The sequence below is a fragment of the Bradyrhizobium sp. 18BD genome, from assembly GCF_054185225.1.
The window spans coordinates 100,783-118,490 of the sequence record NZ_JAVAYL010000025.1; the positions used below are offsets into that span (position 1 = coordinate 100,783).

Annotated in this window: 17 protein-coding genes; 9 read left to right on the forward strand and 8 right to left on the reverse strand. The window is 64.8% G+C overall.

All coding sequences use genetic code 11. The features are described from left to right. Positions 1–206 precede the first annotated feature (206 nt). Together RAD16_RS34595 and RAD16_RS34600 are read left to right on the forward strand one after the other, a co-directional pair. On the forward strand, positions 207–1,256 hold the full coding sequence (locus tag RAD16_RS34595; RefSeq protein ID WP_458162324.1) for a hydroxyacid dehydrogenase: 1,050 nt from the start codon (positions 207–209) through the stop codon (positions 1,254–1,256). Positions 1,257–1,372: 116 nt separating this feature from the next. After that, positions 1,373–1,798 (forward strand): flagellar basal body rod protein FlgC, encoded by a 426-nt coding sequence (locus RAD16_RS34600; RefSeq protein ID WP_458162325.1) that lies wholly within the window; start codon positions 1,373–1,375, stop codon positions 1,796–1,798. 24 nt (positions 1,799–1,822) lie between these two features. Here RAD16_RS34600 and RAD16_RS34605 read toward each other — a convergent pair whose 3' ends face one another. Beyond that, positions 1,823–2,764, reverse strand: coding sequence for an ornithine cyclodeaminase family protein (locus tag RAD16_RS34605; protein WP_458162326.1), 942 nt, complete (start codon positions 2,762–2,764; stop codon positions 1,823–1,825). 170 nt (positions 2,765–2,934) lie between these two features. Between RAD16_RS34605 and RAD16_RS34610 the strand changes: the two genes are divergently transcribed. Next, positions 2,935–3,147 carry a hypothetical protein gene (locus tag RAD16_RS34610; protein ID WP_458162327.1) on the forward strand — a complete coding sequence of 71 codons (213 nt, stop codon included), beginning with the start codon at positions 2,935–2,937 and terminating at the stop codon, positions 3,145–3,147. Between the two features lie 3 nt (positions 3,148–3,150). Here the strand turns inward: RAD16_RS34610 and RAD16_RS34615 are convergent, their stop codons facing one another. From RAD16_RS34615 to RAD16_RS34625, 3 genes are all read right to left on the reverse strand, one after another. Beyond that, the gene (locus RAD16_RS34615) at positions 3,151–3,726 is read right to left on the reverse strand and encodes an N-acetyltransferase family protein (protein ID WP_458162328.1); all 576 of its coding nucleotides are present in this window, start codon (positions 3,724–3,726) and stop codon (positions 3,151–3,153) included. 6 nt (positions 3,727–3,732) lie between these two features. Beyond that, positions 3,733–6,090, reverse strand: a complete 2,358-nt coding sequence (locus tag RAD16_RS34620; RefSeq protein WP_458162329.1) for an Orn/Lys/Arg family decarboxylase — start codon at positions 6,088–6,090, stop codon at positions 3,733–3,735. A 96-nt stretch (positions 6,091–6,186) separates the two neighbouring features. Next, complete coding sequence (locus RAD16_RS34625; RefSeq protein WP_458162330.1) at positions 6,187–6,666, reverse strand: Lrp/AsnC family transcriptional regulator; 480 nt, start codon at positions 6,664–6,666, stop codon at positions 6,187–6,189. Between the two features lie 142 nt (positions 6,667–6,808). Here RAD16_RS34625 and ald point away from each other — a divergent pair, with 142 nt between their 5' ends. Continuing rightward, a complete protein-coding gene (ald, locus tag RAD16_RS34630) occupies positions 6,809–7,924 on the forward strand; it encodes an alanine dehydrogenase (protein ID WP_458162331.1) in 1,116 nt (371 codons plus the stop codon). A gap of 3 nt (positions 7,925–7,927) precedes the next feature. Here ald and RAD16_RS34635 read toward each other — a convergent pair whose 3' ends face one another. The 4 genes from RAD16_RS34635 to RAD16_RS34650 form a co-directional block, all read right to left on the reverse strand. Continuing rightward, positions 7,928–8,563: a DsbA family protein gene (locus tag RAD16_RS34635; RefSeq protein WP_458162332.1), complete on the reverse strand. Its 636-nt coding sequence runs from the start codon at positions 8,561–8,563 to the stop codon at positions 7,928–7,930. A 176-nt stretch (positions 8,564–8,739) separates the two neighbouring features. Next, positions 8,740–10,650, reverse strand: coding sequence for a flavin-containing monooxygenase (locus RAD16_RS34640; protein ID WP_458162333.1), 1,911 nt, complete (start codon positions 10,648–10,650; stop codon positions 8,740–8,742). After that, entirely contained in the window at positions 10,647–11,282 is a 636-nt protein-coding gene (locus RAD16_RS34645) for a TetR/AcrR family transcriptional regulator (protein ID WP_458162334.1), read from the reverse strand. Before RAD16_RS34645 ends, RAD16_RS34640 begins: the two co-directional genes overlap by 4 nt. After that, a complete protein-coding gene (locus tag RAD16_RS34650; protein ID WP_458162335.1) occupies positions 11,279–12,772 on the reverse strand; it encodes an AMP-binding protein in 1,494 nt (497 codons plus the stop codon). The genes RAD16_RS34645 and RAD16_RS34650 overlap by 4 nt, the downstream gene beginning before the upstream one ends. Positions 12,773–12,941: 169 nt before the next feature. Here RAD16_RS34650 and RAD16_RS34655 point away from each other — a divergent pair, with 169 nt between their 5' ends. The 5 genes from RAD16_RS34655 to RAD16_RS34675 all read left to right on the forward strand — a co-directional run bounded on the left by RAD16_RS34655 (position 12,942) and on the right by RAD16_RS34675 (position 17,681). Next, positions 12,942–14,204 (forward strand): ABC transporter substrate-binding protein, encoded by a 1,263-nt coding sequence (locus RAD16_RS34655; protein ID WP_458162336.1) that lies wholly within the window; start codon positions 12,942–12,944, stop codon positions 14,202–14,204. 90 nt (positions 14,205–14,294) lie between these two features. Beyond that, a complete protein-coding gene (locus RAD16_RS34660) occupies positions 14,295–15,197 on the forward strand; it encodes a branched-chain amino acid ABC transporter permease (RefSeq protein ID WP_458162337.1) in 903 nt (300 codons plus the stop codon). Then, positions 15,194–16,213 carry a branched-chain amino acid ABC transporter permease gene (locus RAD16_RS34665; RefSeq protein WP_458162338.1) on the forward strand — a complete coding sequence of 340 codons (1,020 nt, stop codon included), beginning with the start codon at positions 15,194–15,196 and terminating at the stop codon, positions 16,211–16,213. The genes RAD16_RS34660 and RAD16_RS34665 overlap by 4 nt, the downstream gene beginning before the upstream one ends. A gap of 2 nt (positions 16,214–16,215) precedes the next feature. Then, positions 16,216–16,971 carry an ABC transporter ATP-binding protein gene (locus RAD16_RS34670; RefSeq protein WP_458162339.1) on the forward strand — a complete coding sequence of 252 codons (756 nt, stop codon included), beginning with the start codon at positions 16,216–16,218 and terminating at the stop codon, positions 16,969–16,971. Then, complete coding sequence (locus tag RAD16_RS34675) at positions 16,968–17,681, forward strand: ABC transporter ATP-binding protein (RefSeq protein WP_458162340.1); 714 nt, start codon at positions 16,968–16,970, stop codon at positions 17,679–17,681. The genes RAD16_RS34670 and RAD16_RS34675 overlap by 4 nt, the downstream gene beginning before the upstream one ends. Positions 17,682–17,708: the final 27 nt, after the last annotated feature.

Here is a 17,708-nt window from a genome sequence, read left to right on the forward strand (position 1 = left end):
TCCGTCGCGGCGATCTGCCGAACTTGACGGAGCGGACGGGATTGTCAACATGTCCGGGCCGGCACCGTGATCTGCGCCAGACGGCCTGCCGTGGCCGGCACCGCCATGTCATAAGCGGCGACAACGAGAAAACGGGAGGGACGCATGGACGGGGCGCGGGTTGCGGCGGCCTTGCGGGTCTCCGCGAGAGAGCCGGAAGGGTCCTGATGTCCGTCAACAACAAGCGCGTCTTCTACGTCAAATATCTGGCCAATCCGATCTATATCGACATCATGAAGGCGCGGCCGGACGTGCGGCTCGATCGCATCGAGAACGAGAGTCCTGAGGACTTCTACGCGCCGATCCTGAGCGCGGCCCATGTCTACCAGATCGGCGCGGCCCGCGACGAACTGGCGCCGCATTTCCATGTCGACGCTGCCTTGCTCAAGCGCACGCCGAACCTGCTGCTGGTCTCCAGCAACGGCGCGGGCTTCGACCCCGTCGACGTCGAGGCCTGCACCGAGGCGGGCGTGCTGGTCGTCAACCAGTCTGGCGGCAACGCCCATTCGGTTGCCGAGCACGCGCTGGCGATGATGCTGACGCTGTCCAAGCGCATCATCCAGTCCGACCGCAGGCTCCGCCGGGAGGCCAACGTCAACCGCAACGATCTCGTCGGCAACGAGATCGAGCACAAGACCGTCGGCATCATCGGCCTCGGCAATGTCGGCCGCCGTATCGCCGCCCTGTGCAAGAGCCTGTTCGGCATGAAGGTGCTGGCCTACGATCCGTACCTCACGGCCGAAGTCATGGCCGAGCGGGGCGGGGAGAAGGTTGAGCTCGACGAACTGCTGCGCCGTGCTGATTTTGTCTCGATTTCCTGCCCGCTCGACAAACGCAGCCGCAACATGATCAGCACGCGCGAGTTCGCGCTGATGCAGCCGCATGCGTATTTCATCACCACGGCGCGCGGCTTCATCCACGACGAGGACGCGCTGCTCCAGGCCCTGCGCGACAAGCGCATCGCCGGTGCCGGCCTCGACGTCTGGTCGAAGGAGCCGCCGCCGCCGGAGCATCCGCTGCTCCAGTTCGACAACGTACTGGCGAGCCCGCACACCGCAGGCGTCACCATCGAGGCGCGCCAGAACATGGGCCGCATCGCTGCCGAGCAGGTGCTCGATACGCTCGACGGCAAGCGGCCGCCGCGCATCATCAACCCTGAGGTCTGGCCGCGCTATGCCGAGCGCTTCAAGCAGGCCTTTGGCGTGATGCCGGGGTAGGGAGCGCGACGTCGGATCGTGCTCCGATCGCTGGTTACGAGGATCAAAACAGAAAGCGGCGGATTTTACCGATGGCGTGAATGAAGGCGTATGACTTGTCCTGTAGATCAGGGAGCATGAGCATACTCTCGATCGCGACTTCAGGACTTTCTGCAGCGAGCCTGCGCGTGAGCGTGGCCGCGAGCAACATCGCCAATGCCAACACGACCGGCCCGCTACCCTCATCGGGCGGATCGGGCACGACGGCCGGCTCGGGCATTGCTCCGACATTTCCCGCGGCCTATGTGCCGTTGCGGGTCGATCAGGTCTCGACGCCGGGCGGTACGGCCGCGACCGTGTCGACGGTGTCCCCGAGCTTTACCGCCCAATACGATCCCGGCGCTCCCTTCGCCAACCAGGATGGCCTGGTTGCCGCGCCGAATGTCGACCTCGTCGGCGAATTCGTTGAGCTGGAGACCGCAAAGTACAGCTTCATCGCCAACGCGAAGGTCATCCGGGCCTACGCGGAAACGACAGACACGCTCCTCGACATCAAGACGTGACGGCTGACGCCGGGGGTAGGGCGCCTACCCCAGCTTCGCGCCAAGCTGCTGGAACACGGCCTCGCACGTCATGAGGTCGAGATGACCGCCGCCCGCGTTCTTGAAGAAGGTGATGTCGGACGGTGAGGTGCGCCCCTGTACGCGACCGCTGGCGAGATCGTAGTGGTCGCCGAGGACGTCTGTCTCGCTGATCGCACCGCTCGCGATCGGCTGCAGGATATCGCCGACGCCGTGGAAGGCGGATTCCCGCATGTCGACGAACACACGCGACATCCTTGCTGCGTCATCATCGGCCTCGCGGGTTTGCGGCGTGTAGCCGCCGACGAGGTCCAGATGCGTGCCCGGCCGCAAATTGCGACCCTTGATCAGCGGTTGATGCGCCCGGGTGCAGGCAGTGATGACATCAGCCTCGCGCGTCGCCGCGTCGAGATCCGTGATCGTCTCCGCCTTGACGCCGTCCTTCGTCAGACGCTGGACGAGTTCCTCGGCGCGTTCCGGGCTTCGATTCCAGATCAGCACACGCTTGAGCGACGGCCGCACGGTGCGATGGCCCCGGATCAGCCATTCGGACATCTCGCCGGCACCAGCGCAGAGCAGCGTCTCGGGATTGGGCGGGGCGAGCAGCTTCGTGCCGAGCGCGGAATCGGCGGCGGTGCGCCAATGCGTGATCTCGGTCCCGTCCATCGCCGCCAGCGGCTTTCCGTTGGTGCCGTCGAACAGCACGCATACGGCCTGCACCGCCGGCATCTTCCCTTCCGCGAGGTTGGTCGGGAAGCTGGTGAACATCTTGCTCGCCATGTACCGGCCGGGATCGACGGCGCTGCGGATGACGTATTGCCCTTTCTCGTCGCCGAGGAAGGCGTCCAGCACCTCCATCTTCGGCCGGCGATGCGCCGCTTCCAGGGCTGCAACGAGGATCTGAAAGGTCAGAACTTTCGTGACTTCGGTATCGGAGACAAAGTGCAAGGGGAAATCCTCAAGGCGTGCGGCTGGCCTTCCGCCTTTAGCCCCAGGCGGCCGGTTCCGCAACGGATTGTCCGCATCGCTCCCTCCGCCTTGATCCGCGTCAAAATCTCCTTCCCCGGTCCGGCCTAAATGAGATTAGAGTGCCGTCCGCCGGGGCAGCAGGAGGTCCCATGTCTACTTATGTCGTCAGGTTCATGAAGGACGTGCTTGGCGAGTACGGCCGGCAGATCGAGGTCTGCCAGGGTACGCTCGAGATCGACGCGGCCGACGAGACCGAGGCCACGGAGCGGGCGAAGGCGAGGTTCTGCAAGGACCAGGCGTTGCGTCACTGGTCGCTGCATGCCGACCGCATTCACGTCAGGCCGGCTGACTTTCCATCTTGAGTTCTACCGCCCTGGCGCGGTGACAGGCGGCGGCGCCGTGACGCCGGCGCCGAGCGAACGCTGCACCATGACGGTGTCGGACCAGCGGCCGTGGCGATAGGCGACGCCGCACAAGAGGCCCGCGCGCGTAAAGCCGAACTTTTCGTGCAGCGCCAGTGAGGGTGCGTTGTCGGCATCGATATAGCCGATCATCTGGCGGAAGCCGGCCGCCGCACATGCATCGATCAGGTCCTGGAGCAGGATCCGCCCGACCCCACGGCCGAGATGCTCGTGGTGGACATAGATCGAGTGCTTGGCCGTGTAGCGATAGGCCGGGCGCTTGCGGAACAGCACCGCATAGGAATAGCCGACGACCTCGCCGCGCCAGGTCGCGACCAGATGCGGCAGGCGGGTCTGCTTCAGGTTCTTGCGGCGGTCGCGTAAGTCGTCCGGCTCGGGCGCGCCGGTTCCCTCGACGTCGCGCGGCACGCCATTGCGGACGTGATGGCGGTAGATCGCCAGCATCGCCTCGACATCGCTCTCGCGTGACGGCCTGACCAGGACCGGTTCGTCACTCGTGCGCGCAGCTGTTTCGTTCATCGGCACCTACTCGGCAACGACGTAAGTATAGAGCCCGATCCGGCCCTGTGCATCGATCTCCTTGTAGACACCCTGGATTTCCACATCGAAACCCGCGAACGTGTTGAAGCAGGTCTCGAACATCTTCAGGTAATCCACCATGGGCTTGGCCCGTTCCGTCAGCCGCTCGCCGGGCACGATGGTGGCGATCCCCGGCGGATAGACCACGAAGGGCGTGGTGGCGATGCGGCCCGCGATCGCCTCGATCGGCAGATAGTCGACGTCGTTCTTGAACAGGAAACGCGCGGCGTCGCGCGGCGACATCGCGATCTCGGGCATGTGCTCGGGCAAGAATTGCCGGGCCTGGAGGCCGCTGACGTCGGCGGCACGGAAGAAGCGATGCATCTCGCCGCAGAGGTCGCGCAGCCGCACGCCGGCATACCGCGCCTGCCGCCGCTGGTAGAACTCCGGGATCACGTCGGCCAGGAGCGCATTGTCGTCGTGCAATCGCTTGAACGCGACGAGGCCGGAGATCAGCGTGCCGGCCTTGCTCGCCTCGACGCCCGGCGTGAGCAGGAAGAGCAGGGAGTTGAGATCGTTCTTCTCGGGCACGATGCGGTTTTCACGTAAGTATTGCGCGACGACCGGGGCGGGGATGCCGTGCTCGGCATAGGCGCCGGTGGCCCGGTCGAAGCCGGGCGTGAGCAGCGTCAGCTTGTTCGGATCGGTCATGGCGAAGCCTTCAGCCAGACCGGGGAAGCCGTGCCAGTTGGTATCGGGTGAGAGTTGCCACAGTGCGGGATTGGTCGCGAGCTCGTCGGTGGAGAGCGTTTCCCAGGCGACGTTGTGCGCGGCACCGGGGCGGCTGACATCGGGAATGGCGACGCGATCCGGAACGAAGGGCTCGAAGAACCAGCGCCGGTCCGGGTTCTGCTCCTTCTCCTCGAACTCCCGGCGCATCGCGCGGATCTTCTTGCGCAGCTCGATGCCGAGGCGGATCGTGTCGTCCCACAGCACTTCGCCCGATCTCCCCTTCATCATCTGCGCGCCGACGTCGAGCGAGGCGAACAGCGGATAGAACGGCGAGGTGGACGCGTGCTGCATGAAGCTTTCGTTGAAGCGGCGATGCTCGACGCGGCGCTTCTGGCCGCGGATGTGGCGGTCCTTGATGTGGATCTGGGAGGCCTGGGAGAAGCTCGCGAGCTGCTTGTGGGTCGATTGCGTCGCGATGATGCCCGGCGCCTCCGGCGGAAGGTTGGTCAGGCCCATGGCGAAGCGGCCGGCGTAGAGCGGGTGGAACTTCATGAAGCCGGCCCAGGCCTCGTCGAACAGGATGTATTCGCAGAGATGGCCGATGCGCTTCAGGATCATCTCGGCGCTGTGGATCGAGCCGTCATAGGTGCATTGCTCGACCACCGCGACGCGGAACGGCCGCTCCTTGCGCCAGGCCTCCTTGTCCGTGACCAGCGGATGGTTGCGGATCGCCTCGCGCAGGGCCTTCTCGTCGAGCATGTCCCAGCGCATCGGGCCGATCAGGCCCCAGGCGTTGCGGATGGTCGGCACGTAGATCGGGATGCCGCCATTGATCATCAGCGCGCCATGATGGGCGGCCTTGTGGTTGTTGCGGTCGAACAGCACAAGGTCGCCATCGGTGACGAGTGCACCGAGCGCGACCTTGTTCGAGGTCGAGGTGCCGTTGAGCACGAAATAGGTCTTTTCTGCGCCGAAGATCTGCGCGGCTTCCTTCTGCGCCTTCAGCGCCGGGCCCTCGTGGGTGAGGAGGTCACCGAGATCGAGCACGGAATTGTCGAGGTCGTCGCGGAACACGGATTCGCCGAGATGCTCGACGAAGACCCGGCCGATCGGGCTACGGTTGTAGAACACGCCGCCATTGTGACCCGGGCAGGTCCAGAGCTGGTTGCCTTCCTCGGCATAGTCGACCAGCGCGCCGAAGAACGGCGTCTTCAACGTCTCGGCATATTGCTTGAGGCGGCTGATCAAATTCTTGGCGATGAAGGTCGGTGTCTCCTCGGACAGGAAGACATAGCCGTCGATGAAGTCGAGCACCTCGACCGGCAGGTCCTCGAAGCGCTTGCGCCGGATCAGCAGGATGATCGGGAAGTCGAGGCCCCGGCGCCGCATCAGATTGATCAGCGCGGAGGTCTTGCCTTCGAGGCCCTTCTTGCCCCAGTCCACCACCATGCAGCCGATCGCGGCATCGGTCTGCACCGCGATCTCGGCGTCTTCCAGCTTGCGCGCCCGGACCACCTCGAAGCCGGAGCGCTGGATCTCCTCGACGATCTGGTTGAAGCGGATGCCCTCGAGATCGTCGGCGTCGAACACGGGTGCGGCGAACAGGAAGTTGAAGCGCTTGAAATAATCCATTGGCTGTCCCGAATATGCAGGAGACACAGCTCTCGGCACATTCGATGACAGTTCTATGACAATAACGGCAGGGACAAGGTTAGTGGGGAAGGCGCGCTACCGCTTGCCTTCGCCGAACACCACCGTCGGCACGGCGCGGTTGACGATCTCGCGCAGCGCGAAGCTCGATTGCACCCGTGCGACACGCGGCAGGCGCGACAGCTCGGTGCGGTGGATGCGCTCGAAATCCTGGATGTCGCGGGCGAGCACGATCAGGATGTAGTCGTCGGTTCCCGACATCAGGAAGCAGCGCACCACCGAGGGGCATTTCACCACCTCCGCCTCGAACGCCTTCAGCGCCTCGTCGCTCTGGCTCTCCAGCGCGATGCGCACAAGCACAGTCGTGGTGAGGCCGAATTGCGCCAGGTCGAGCGCGGCCTGGTAGGCCTGGATATAGCCGTCGTCCTCCAGCGCCTTCTGCCGGCGCGCCAGCGCGGTGCTCGACAGCCCAACCTTGTTGGCGAGCTCGGTGTGGCTGGCGCGCGCATTGGTGGTGAGTTCCGCGAGGATGGTGAGATCTTTCCGGTCGAGGGCCAATGTTTTGTTTCCAGCGTGAAAGATCGTTTCCGCGCCGGAAACCGGCGCGCGTGGTCCGAAACTAGCGGATATTTGCACGAAACCAAACCGGCCCCCTCGGTACGATCAACACCGGAATCAATCCGTTGGAAGGGAGCTCGAGATGCGCGTCGGTGTGCCCAGGGAGATCAAGGTCCAGGAATATCGCGTCGGGCTCACCCCGGGCGCCGTCCGCGAATATGTCGCGGCCGGGCACCAGGTGACGGTCGAGACCGGCGCGGGCAGCGGCATCGGCGCGTCCGATGAGGTGTATCAGCGGGCAGGGGCCTCCATCGCCGCAAGTGCGCGCGACATCTTCGCCAAGTCCGACATGATCGTGAAGGTGAAGGAGCCGCAGAAGAACGAGTGGGCCCAGCTCCGGGAAAGCCAGATCGTGTTTACTTACCTGCATCTTGCGCCGGATCCCGAACAGGCCAAGGGCCTGCTCGCTTCCGGTTGCACGGCGATCGCCTATGAAACGGTCACCGACGCGGCTGGCCACCTCCCCCTGCTCGCGCCGATGAGCGAAGTCGCCGGCCGCCTCGCCATCGAGGCAGCCGGCGCCGCGCTCAAGCGATCGGCCGGCGGCCGCGGGCTGCTGCTCGGCGGTGTGCCCGGCGTGCAGCCGGCACGGGTCGTCGTGCTCGGCGGCGGCGTGGTGGGAACGCAGGCGGCACGCATGGCGGCCGGCCTTGGCGCCGAGGTCACCGTGATCGATCGCTCCGTCTCCCGGCTGCGCGAGCTCGATGACATCTTTATCGGACGCGTGCGCACCCGCTTCTCCACGATCGAGTCCGTCGAAGACGAAGTCTTCAATGCCGACGTCGTGATCGGCGCGGTGCTCGTGCCGGGCGCCAGCGCACCCAAGCTCGTCACGCGCGCGATGCTCACGTCGATGCGGCCGGGCGCCGTGCTGGTCGATGTCGCCATCGACCAGGGTGGCTGCTTCGAGACCTCGCATCCGACCACGCACACGGAGCCGACCTACGAGGTCGACGGCATCGTGCATTATTGCGTGGCGAATATGCCGGGCGCGGTGCCGGTGACGTCGAGCCAGGCGCTGAACAACGCGACGCTGCCGTTCGGCCTGATGCTCGCCAACAAGGGTTTTGCCGCGGTGCTGGAGAATCCGCACTTGCGCAACGGGCTCAACGTGCATCGCGGCCGCATCACCAACAAGGCGGTGGCCGAGAGCCTCGGGCTGGAGTTTGCTCCGGTCGATAGTGGGCTGGCGGCGTAAGTCTTAGGCCGGCTTGCGATGGCGGCTGCCGAGAGCAGCCGCGACCGTCTCGGGCTTCTCGATGCGTTCGATCAGCATGTCGATGCGGTCGCCGCCCCAGAACAGCTCGCCGTTGAAGACCATGGTCGGCACGCCGAACACGCCGAGCGTTTCGGCCTCGTCGATGACGCGGTCATGCTCGGCGCGGGCAGGTCCGTTGACATAGGCTTCGAACGCGCCGGCCGAGCCGCCGCATCCGGTGACGACGTCCGTGATGGCGGCGAGATCGTCGATTTCCAGCTCACGGCTCCAGAATTTTCGGAACACCGTGTCGTGATAGGGGCGGAAGAAGCCGTTGGCCTGTGCGAACAGCATGCCGGCGCTGGAGTAGAAGGCGTCATAGATCCGCCGCGGCCCCTTCATGACGAGCCCTTGCGCATTGGCATAGCGCCGCGCGTCCATATAGAGGTAGCGCACCTTGCGCCAGAAATGCGGCGTGCGCTCCTCGACCTTCCCCATGAACTCGGCGATGCGCAGCGTGTAGGGCAGCCATTCCAGCTCAACGCCGTGGGTCTGTTCGAGCTCGAACAGGCGCTTGTTGGCCACGAACGCGTAGGGGCTCTTGTAGTCGGTGTAGACGCGGACGATCGGCTTGGGCATGGCGGGCGTCCTTTCGGATGTGCGGCGCGGCCTGCCGCAAGCCTCGTCATTGCGAGCGAAGCGAAGCAATCCAGAATCTTTCCGCGGAGGCACCCTGGATTGCTTCGCTTCGCTCGCAATGACGGTGTGGTGAAAGTGTAGGCTAAATCGACATCACGTTCGCGTCGATCAAGAAGTTACGCCTTCGTCAGCCTGTACTGCCCCAAATCCGGATCATGGGTCATGCGCCAGTAGTCCACGAACCGCCAGGGCATCGCCGAAAACACGCGGCCGCTGGCGTTGCGGTAGTAGGTGCTCATGCCGGGATGGGTCCAGATCATGGTCTCGTGCTCGGCATCGACCTTGCGGACGTAGTCGTCGAGCACGTCCGGGCGGACGTCGATGGCGGCGACGTCCTGCTCGATCATGCCGGCGAGACAGGCGGATATGTAGCGGCTCTGGCATTCCGACTGGAAGATGACGCTCCCGCCATGGGCCGGGCCCGAGTTCGGGCCGAGCATGCAGAAGAAGTTGGGAAAATCGGGCACGGTGAGGCCGAGGAATGCCGTCGGATTGTCGTTGGCCCAGGCCTTGCGCAAATCCTTGCCGCCGCGGCCGCTGATATTGAGGCGGGCGGCCATCTCCGTGACCTTGAAGCCGGTTGCGACCACGATGATATCAGCCGGGCGGTGCTTGCCGTCGGCGGTGACGATGCCGGTTGCGTCGAAATGGTCGATCGTGTCGGTGACGAGCTCGACATTGTCGCGCGTCAGCGTCTTGAACCAGTTGTTGTCGAGCAGGATGCGCTTGCCGTAGGGCGGATAGGTCGGCACGCATTTCTCGATCAGGTCGGGCCGGCCTTGCAATTCGGACAGGATGAAGTCGGTCAGTTCCTGGCGGTGCCGGTCATTGCCCTTGTTGACGGCGCGCTCGGGATGCGGCCAGGCCGGGTCCTTGCGCAGGAAGGGCAGCAGGCCGTCGCCATAGCGCCAGAACATGTTGAAGCGATACCACTGCACATAGAACGGCAGATGCGCGAGCAGCCAGCGCGCGCCCTCGGTGATCGGATCGGAATAGCCCTTCACCGGACGCGCCCATTGTGCGCTGCGCTGGTAGACCGTGACGGAGGTGACGCTGCCCGCAATCGTTGGCACCAGCTGCATCGACGTTGCGCCGGTGCCGATCACGGCGACATGCTTGCCGTCGAAATCGATGTCGCCGGACCACAGCGCCGAATGCAAGATCGTTCCCTTGAAGCTCTCCTCACCCTTGAAGTGCGCACGGGAGGGATCGTTGAGCTGGCCGATGGCCGAAACCAGTGCGGTGGATTCGAAGGTCTCTTCGCCGTCCTTCGTCTTCAGCGTCGAGATCCAGCGGCGCTTGGCTTCGTCCCAGCGGGACGACGTCAGCTCGGTGTTGACGCGCAGATGTTTTCGGATGCCATATTCCTCGGCGACTTTCAGCAGATAGCCGAGCAGCTCCTCGCGCTGGCAGAAATAGCGGGTCCAGGCGTTGCCGGAGCCGAACGAGTAGGAATAGGAGTGGTTGGGCGTGTCGACGCCGCAGCCGGGATAGCGGTTGATCCACCAGGTGCCGCCGAGCTCGGCGTTCTTCTCGACGATGGTGTAGGGGATGTCGAGATGACCGAGCGCCACGCCGAGCGCGATGGCACAGACGCCGGCGCCGACGATCAGGACGTGCTGCGCGGCGAGCTTGTCGTCGGAGGGCTTCCTGGTCCAGCGCGCCTCGCGCGACACAAAGCCCATCTCCTCGCGCATCAGCGGCGCATATTCCGGCGCGACGTTCTCGCCGAGGCAGGCGCGCATCATCCTGAGCAGCAGCTCTTCGCCGGGATCGGTGATGACGGGCTTTGGCGTGCCGTCGGCAAACAGCCTGACCACGGCGGCGCGGATCTCGTCCTGGATTTCCCGGGGCACGCCGGCCTCGGGATCGGGGATGAGGCGGATGTCGCGCTTGGGCAGATAGGGCGGCTCGAGCCATTTCTCGTCGCCCGTCATGTGCACCAGCACCATCAGCAGGCAGCGGATGTCGGCTTCGGCAATCGCCGAGGCAAGGTCGAGCGGCTTGTGGGAAGATGCGATGTTCATGGCTGGTCCCCGGATGCGCTGAAGAGGCCGCGCGTCATCAGCTTGCGATAGGCGGAGATGACGTGGTCGGGCACAGCGGTGACGCCGCCTTCCGAATAGGAGTAGCGGCGGCTGAGATAGCCGCGCGAGCCCATCAGCATGTGGACGATGGCCTCGAATTCCTCGTCGCTGTAATCGTGGATCGCACCGGCTGCGCGCGCGCGGCGTAGGATGCGGACATAGGCGACCGAGATGTTGTCGAGGTGTTTCTGGTAGCCGATCGGTGCGAAGAATTCGGCCTCGTTGAGGATGCGCAGGAACTCCGGGACTTCGCGGATGAAGTCGAAGAAGGCGGAGAAGCGCGAAATCTCCTGCCGCGCGGCATCTGCGGTGCCGGTGCGGGCGCGGATGAACTCGACCATGTCGAGGCCGATCTTCGGCAGCATCTGATCCAGCAGCTCCTGGCGGTTCTCGAAATGATTGTAGAAGGTGCCCTGCGCGACGCCGGCCTCCTCGGTGATACGGGCGACGGAGGCTTCGGCATAGCCGTGCTTGCCGACGACTTTTGTCGCGGCGTCAAAGATCTTCTGCTTGGTCCAGGCGTTGCGCTCGACGCGGTTCAGCTTGGTCAACTTGGCGCTCGCTTGATTCATTCAGACGTCTCCAGCTCGGCGCGCAGCACGCGCTTGAGGATCTTGCCACTGGGATTGCGGGGAAGGCTGTCGCGGATGATCAGCTCTTTCGGCACCTTGAAGCTTGCTAGCCGGGCGCGACAATGTTCGGTGAGAGCAGGGAGCGCCAGGCTGGCCCCTTCCGCCAGCACGACGATGGCGACCGGGCGCTCGCCCCAGCGGGCATCGCGCAGGCCAATCACGGCGACCTCACGCACCTCGGGCAAATCGTAGATGACGCGCTCGACTTCGGAGGAGGCGATGTTCTCGCCGCCGGAGATGATCATGTCCTTCTTGCGGTCGGTCAGGTACAGAAAGCCCTCGTCGTCGAGATAGCCGACATCGCCGCTGCGGAACCAGTCGTCGAAGAAAGCTGACGCCGTCTTCTCGGGGTCTTTCCAATAGCCGCGCGTGATCTTCGGTCCGCGCAAACAGATCTCGCCGTTCACGTTCGGTGGCAGCGTCTTGCCGTCCTCGTCGCGAATCTCGATCTCGACATGGGCGATGGCGCGGCCGGTCGAGCCGATCTTCTCGATCTCGCGGCCGGCTTCCATGAAGGTGTCGCCGCCGACAGTCTCGGTCAGGCCATAGGCATCGATGTAGCGCGCATTGCGGAAGAGTTGCGAAAAGGCGCGGATGCGCAGCTCCGGCGTCTTCTCGCCGCCGCCGATCGCCCATGTCAGGCTGGAAACGTCGTAGCGGTCACGGGTGGGGCAGGTGAGCATCGTGGTGGTCATGACAGGCGCGAACCAGGCGGCGTTGAGCTTGTCCTCCGCGATGGCCGCAAGCGCCGTCTCCGGCTCGAAATTGCGCTCGATGCGGATGAAGCCGCCATGCCAGAGCACGGCGATGCCGGGCAGGTCGAGCGCACCGACGTGATAGAGCGGGCCGACGACGAGGAGGCGCGTGTCGGCGCGGAGGCCGAGGGCGATCGTCTGGTCGGCCGACTTCCAGTAGAAATTATCGTAAGAGAGCATCACGCCCTTGGGCCGGTCGGTCGTGCCCGAGGTGTACATCAGCCGCATCAGGTCGGACGGCGCGCGCGCATGCATCGGTGCGGGCGCGGCGTCGCCTGCGAGGTGTGTGATGCTCCGCTGCGCGGCGTCGTTCAGAACGACGATCTTCGCGCCAGCCGCGTTCGCAGCCAATTCCTCATCGACGATCAATAGCCGCGCGCCGGCATTGCCGGCGATGTAGCCGACCTCGTCGCGCGAGAGGCGGAAATTGATCGGCAGGAACACTGCGCCGAGATGGCTGGTCGCAAACACCAGCTCCAGGAACGCCGCGCTGTTCTTCATCAGCACCGCCACCACATCGCCGGCGCCGATGCCCTGCGACGCGAGCCAGCCGGCAGTCGTGCGAATGCGCGCATCGAACGCGGCGTAGGAGATCTCCTCGCCGCGGTATTTCAGCGCGGGCCGGTCCGGCGTTCGCCGGGCATGGAAGCCGATGAAGCTCGAAAGGTTGATCATTCTGCGGTTTCGGGCCGATTGGCGGCCTCGTTTCCTCCCGTCCTGAATAATGACTCATAATTCATATTTGCCTTGACGTCACCCCCTGCCTCTGAAATTGTTGGGAACACGGAGACGAGACGATCTTCGACAAGGGACTGGAACGCCGACCCGAAAGAGGGAGGGGAAAATGACGAGAACCCGCACGCCGGGCATCAGCCGCCGTTCAACGCTGGCGCTGATGGGCGCCGGTGCGATGAGTGTTGCCGCCGCGCCGTGGGTGGCGCGCGCCCAAGCCAAGACCATCAAGATCGGCATGCCGACGATCTTGTCGGGCCGCGTCGCACAGCTCGGCACGTCGTCGCGCAATGCGGTGATGCTCGAGGTCGACAAGGTCAACGCCGCCGGTGGACTCGCAGGCCGGCAGATCGAGATGGTGATCCGCGATTCCAAGGGCCAGCCGCAGGAAGCCGCCCGCGTCGCGCGCGAGCTCGTCAACACCGACGGCTGCGAATGGCTGATCGACGGCGAGGCCTCGTCCGGATCGTTCGCGGTGCATGAAGTGGCGCGCGATCTCGGCGTGCTCTGCGTCCACACCTGCTCGGAAGCGTCCTCGCTCACCGCCGATCCCAAGCAGCACATCCCGAACGCGTTCCGCTGCGTCCGGCAAGGCATCCACGATTCCATCGTCGGCGGCAGCTACGCCGCCTCGATCGCCAAGGCCAAAGGCCTGAAGAAGTGGGCGACGTGCTCGCCCGACTACGCCTATGGCCGCGACACCACCGGTGAGTTCACGCTGTACCTGAAGCGCTTCGCGCCCGACGTCGAAGTCATCAGCGAGTCCTGGCCAAAGCTGTTCCAGCCCGACTACACCGAGGTGGTCACGAAGATCCTGCAGGCCAAGCCGCAGGCGCTTTACTCGTGCCTATGGGGCGGTGATCTCACCTCCTACATCGACCAGGCTAACATCTACGCGATGTTCAGCCAGATGGAAGTGTTCGCGGTCAACATGGCCGACTACACCGCGCTCACCGTGGTGAAGAACCTGCCCAAGGGCATCCACTCCGGCAACCGCTACATCAAGACGTTCCCGACCACGCCGGAGAACGCCGCCTGGGGCGATGCCTACAAGACCAAGTACAACGAATATCCGACCAACTGGTCGTGGCAGAACGCGACCGCGGTGATGTTCCTCAGCGAAGCCGCCAAGAAGGCCAACTCGACCGACGGCAAGAAGATCGCGGAAGTGCTGAAGGGCCTCACCATCAAGTGCCCGTTCGGCGCCGACGGCACCGTGACGATGCGCGGCGACGACCACACGCTGGTCGGCTACGCCATCGGCTGGGGCACCACGATCCCGCAGGAGCCTTACGTGCCCGAGGTCAAGGCCGGCGACTGGAAGACCATCTTCGAGCTCGAAGCCGAGTGGAAGAAGAGCAAGGGTTACACCTGATCGCGCGCGTGGCGGGGACGGGCAGCCGTCTCCGCCACCTTCGTTTCGTTCCCCGCGCCGCCTCAGGCGCACGACAATGAAAGTGCTCCCGTGGATCTCGACGCGCTTGCCGGCTGCCTCTCCAGCTCCGCCTGTCTGGTGACGCAAACCACCAGCGGCCTCATCATCGGCATGCTGCTGTTCCTGGTCGCGGTCGGGCTGACGCTAATCTTTGGCGTGCTGAAGGTCGTCAATTTCAGTCACGGCGCCTTCTACATGTTCGGCGCCTACTTCGCGATGACGGCCTATCAGCTCACCGGCAGTTTTGCGCTGGCAATGCTGGCAGGTGCAGCCGGCACGGCGATCCTCGGCCTGATCTTCGAGCGCGTCTTCATGAGTCGCGTCTACGGCGCCGACGTCCTGATGCAGCTGCTCGTTTGCTATGCCTTCGTGTTGATCTTTGACGATGTCGTGCGCGTGATATGGGGACCCGAGTTCAAGTCGATGGGCATGCCGTCCGCGTTCCAGGTGATGCCGCTGTTCATCGCCGGCGGCGTGGTGCCGCCTTATTATCTGCTGCTGATCGGCGTCGCGCTGGTTGCCGCCATCGTGCTCGGTATCGGGCTGTCGCGCAGCCGCATCGGCAAGGTGATCCGCGCCGCCGCGCATAATCCCGGCATGGTGTCCGCGCTCGGCATCAACACCGGCCTGATCTATGGCGGCGTGTTCGCGCTTGGCGGCATGCTGGCGGGCCTTGCCGGCGCGCTGGCGGCGCCCGTGCGCTCGCTAACGCCGGGGATGGGATTCTCAGTGCTGATCGAATCCTTCATCGTCACCGTGATCGGCGGCATGGGCTCGATCCTGGGCGCGCTGATCGGCGCGCTGCTGCTCGGCCTGATCCGCTCCTTCGGTTCGCTCGGCTTTCCCCTGTTCACGGAAGGCCTGATGTATCTCTTCATGGTGATCGTGCTGGTCTCCAAGCCAACCGGCCTGTTCGGCAAGGAGGCGGCATGACCGAGCTCGAGGCCGGTCGCGCGCAGACATTGACGCCGGTGCGGAACGGCGCGGCGCTGCAGCGCTATCGCGATGTACTGATCGCGCTGATCGCCTTCGCCGTGCTGGCGAGCCTGCCGCTGTTTACGGGCAGCAAGGCGCTGCTCGATTTCGTCATTCGCTGCTCCGCTTACGGGCTGTTCGCGACCTCGCTCAACCTTCTGGTCGGTTACACCGGCCTGACCTCGTTCGGCCACGGCATGTTCTTCGGCATTGGCGCCTACAGCTTCGGCCTGATCATGCAGAAGCTCGGCCTGCCCATTCCGGTCGCCTTTGTCGCGACGCTCGCAATCACCGCGGTGATCGCTGCTGTCATCGGTGCGATCTGCGTGCGGCTGAAGGATATCTATTTCGCGTTCGTCACGCTCGCGTTCCAGATGCTGATCCACTCGACCATCCTGTCCTGGGCGTCCTTCACCGGCGGCGACCAGGGGCTGCGCGGCGGCATTCCGCGCCCCGCATTTCTTGGGATCAACCTCGCCAACCACGTCCATCTCTACATCGCGAGCTGCGCGTTGCTGATCCTCGGGCTGCTCGCGATGCGCCAGATCGCGCAATCCCCGTTCGGCTACACGCTGCGCATGATCCGCGACAACGCAGCGCGCGCGAGCTTCCTCGGCATCGACGTCTGGCGCGCCAAGCTCACCGTGTTCGTGCTGGCGGCGCTGTTCGCGTCGATGGGCGGCATGGTGATGGCGCTGTTCGTCTCCGGCGCCTATCCGGAGTTCGCCTATTGGACCATCTCGGGCGAGGCCATTTTCATCAACATGCTCGGCGGCGTCTCGACCTTCCTCGGGCCGATGGTCGGCACCGTGCTGCTGCTGCTGCTCAACGACACCGTGACGCGGTTCACCGAATATCACGGCATCGTGCTCGGCGTGGTCATCCTGTTCTTCGCGCTCGGCCTGCGCAAAGGCCTGCTCGATTTCGTCGCCGAATGGTACGCACATCGGCGCGACGCAGGCGAGGGGCGCTAGCCATGCTGGAGATCCGCAACCTCGCAAAATCCTTCGGCGGCGTGAAGGCGACCAACGACGTCTCGCTCGACTTCCCCGATGGCTCGCTCACGGCCGTGATCGGCCCGAACGGCGCGGGTAAAAGCACCTTCTTCAACCTGATCACCGGCGCCTTGAGGCCGGACACCGGCCAGGTGCTGCTCGACGGCGTCGATCTCGCCGGCCGTTCGCCGCCGGAGATCGTGCGCCATGGCATCGGTCGCGCCTTCCAGGTCGCCAGCATCTTCAAATCGCTGACGGTGCAGGAGACCATGCTCGCCGCCGTCAGCGCCGACCAGCGCTCGTCCGCGGTGCTGCACAAGCGCTTTCCCTTGCTGGAGACGCGCGATCGCGCCGAGCATGTGATGGAGCTGCTGGGCCTTGCGAGCAAGCGCAACCGCACGGCATCGACATTGTCGCATGGTGACCAGAAGCTGCTCGACATCGCGCTGGCACTGGTGCTCGAGCCCAAAGTGCTGCTGCTGGATGAGCCGACCGCCGGCATGGGCCCGGAAGAGCGCTGGCGCATGATCGACAAGGTGCGCGAGCTCTGGGAGACCCAGAAGATCACGGTCGTCTTCATCGAGCACGACATGGACATCGTGTTCAAGATCGCGCCAAAAATCGTCGTGCTCTGCTACGGCCGCATTCTCGCAACCGGCACGCCCGACGAGATCCGCAACAACGGCGCCGTGATCGACGCCTATCTCGGCACCGAGCATGCGGGAGCCGCCGCATGAGCGCCGCCGTCATCGAAGTCGCCGATCTCGACGTCTACTACGGCACCAGCCAGATCCTGTTCGGCGTCGGCCTCTCGGTGCGGCAGGGCGAGACGATGGCGCTGCTCGGCCGCAACGGCGCCGGCAAGTCGACGACGATGAAAGCGATCATGGGGCTGGCGCCGCCGCGGCGCGGCAAGGTCAGTCTGCGCGGTGCGGTGATCTCCGGTCGGAAGCCGCACCATATCGCGCGCGCCGGCCTCGGCTTCGTTCCGGAGGATCGCCAGATCTTTCCGGAGCACACCGTCGAGGACAATCTCGTCATCGGGCGCAAGAAGGGGCCGGAGGGCCAGGACGAGTGGCCGATCAAGCGCATCTATGAAGTCTTCCCGCTGCTGGAGCCGCTGCGCCATCGCATCGCCGGGCGCCTGTCAGGCGGCGAGCAGCAGATGCTGGCGATCGCGCGCACGCTGATGGGCAATCCGGCGCTGCTCCTGCTCGACGAGCCGAGCGAAGGGCTCGCGCCGATCATCGTGCAGCGGATCGGCGAGCTGCTGCGGCAGCTTCGCCAGCTCGGCTCGACCGTGCTGATCGCCGAGCAGAACATGCATTTCTGCTTGGGGCTGGCGAGCCACGCCACGGTCATCGACAAGGGCCAGATCGTCTATGCCGCCGGAATCGACGAGCTGAAGGCCAATGACGGGATCCGGCGGCGTTATCTGGCCCTTTAGGCAGGTCGGCCGGTGCCCAAGTAGGTC

Bases quoted from the DNA above. Each gene is read 5' to 3' on its own strand.
- RAD16_RS34595 (WP_458162324.1), top strand. From the start codon at position 207: ATGTCCGTCAACAACAAGCGCGTCTTCTACGTCAAATATCTGGCCAAT.
- RAD16_RS34600 (WP_458162325.1), top strand. From the start codon at position 1,373: ATGAGCATACTCTCGATCGCGACTTCAGGACTTTCTGCAGCGAGCCTG.
- RAD16_RS34610 (WP_458162327.1), top strand. From the start codon at position 2,935: ATGTCTACTTATGTCGTCAGGTTCATGAAGGACGTGCTTGGCGAGTAC.
- RAD16_RS34615 (WP_458162328.1), bottom strand. From the start codon at position 3,726: ATGAACGAAACAGCTGCGCGCACGAGTGACGAACCGGTCCTGGTCAGG.
- RAD16_RS34620 (WP_458162329.1), bottom strand. From the start codon at position 6,090: ATGGATTATTTCAAGCGCTTCAACTTCCTGTTCGCCGCACCCGTGTTC.
- ald (WP_458162331.1), top strand. From the start codon at position 6,809: ATGCGCGTCGGTGTGCCCAGGGAGATCAAGGTCCAGGAATATCGCGTC.
- RAD16_RS34635 (WP_458162332.1), bottom strand. From the start codon at position 8,563: ATGCCCAAGCCGATCGTCCGCGTCTACACCGACTACAAGAGCCCCTAC.
- RAD16_RS34640 (WP_458162333.1), bottom strand. From the start codon at position 10,650: ATGAACATCGCATCTTCCCACAAGCCGCTCGACCTTGCCTCGGCGATT.
- RAD16_RS34645 (WP_458162334.1), bottom strand. From the start codon at position 11,282: ATGAATCAAGCGAGCGCCAAGTTGACCAAGCTGAACCGCGTCGAGCGC.
- RAD16_RS34650 (WP_458162335.1), bottom strand. From the start codon at position 12,772: ATGATCAACCTTTCGAGCTTCATCGGCTTCCATGCCCGGCGAACGCCG.
- RAD16_RS34655 (WP_458162336.1), top strand. From the start codon at position 12,942: ATGACGAGAACCCGCACGCCGGGCATCAGCCGCCGTTCAACGCTGGCG.
- RAD16_RS34665 (WP_458162338.1), top strand. From the start codon at position 15,194: ATGACCGAGCTCGAGGCCGGTCGCGCGCAGACATTGACGCCGGTGCGG.
- RAD16_RS34670 (WP_458162339.1), top strand. From the start codon at position 16,216: ATGCTGGAGATCCGCAACCTCGCAAAATCCTTCGGCGGCGTGAAGGCG.
- RAD16_RS34675 (WP_458162340.1), top strand. From the start codon at position 16,968: ATGAGCGCCGCCGTCATCGAAGTCGCCGATCTCGACGTCTACTACGGC.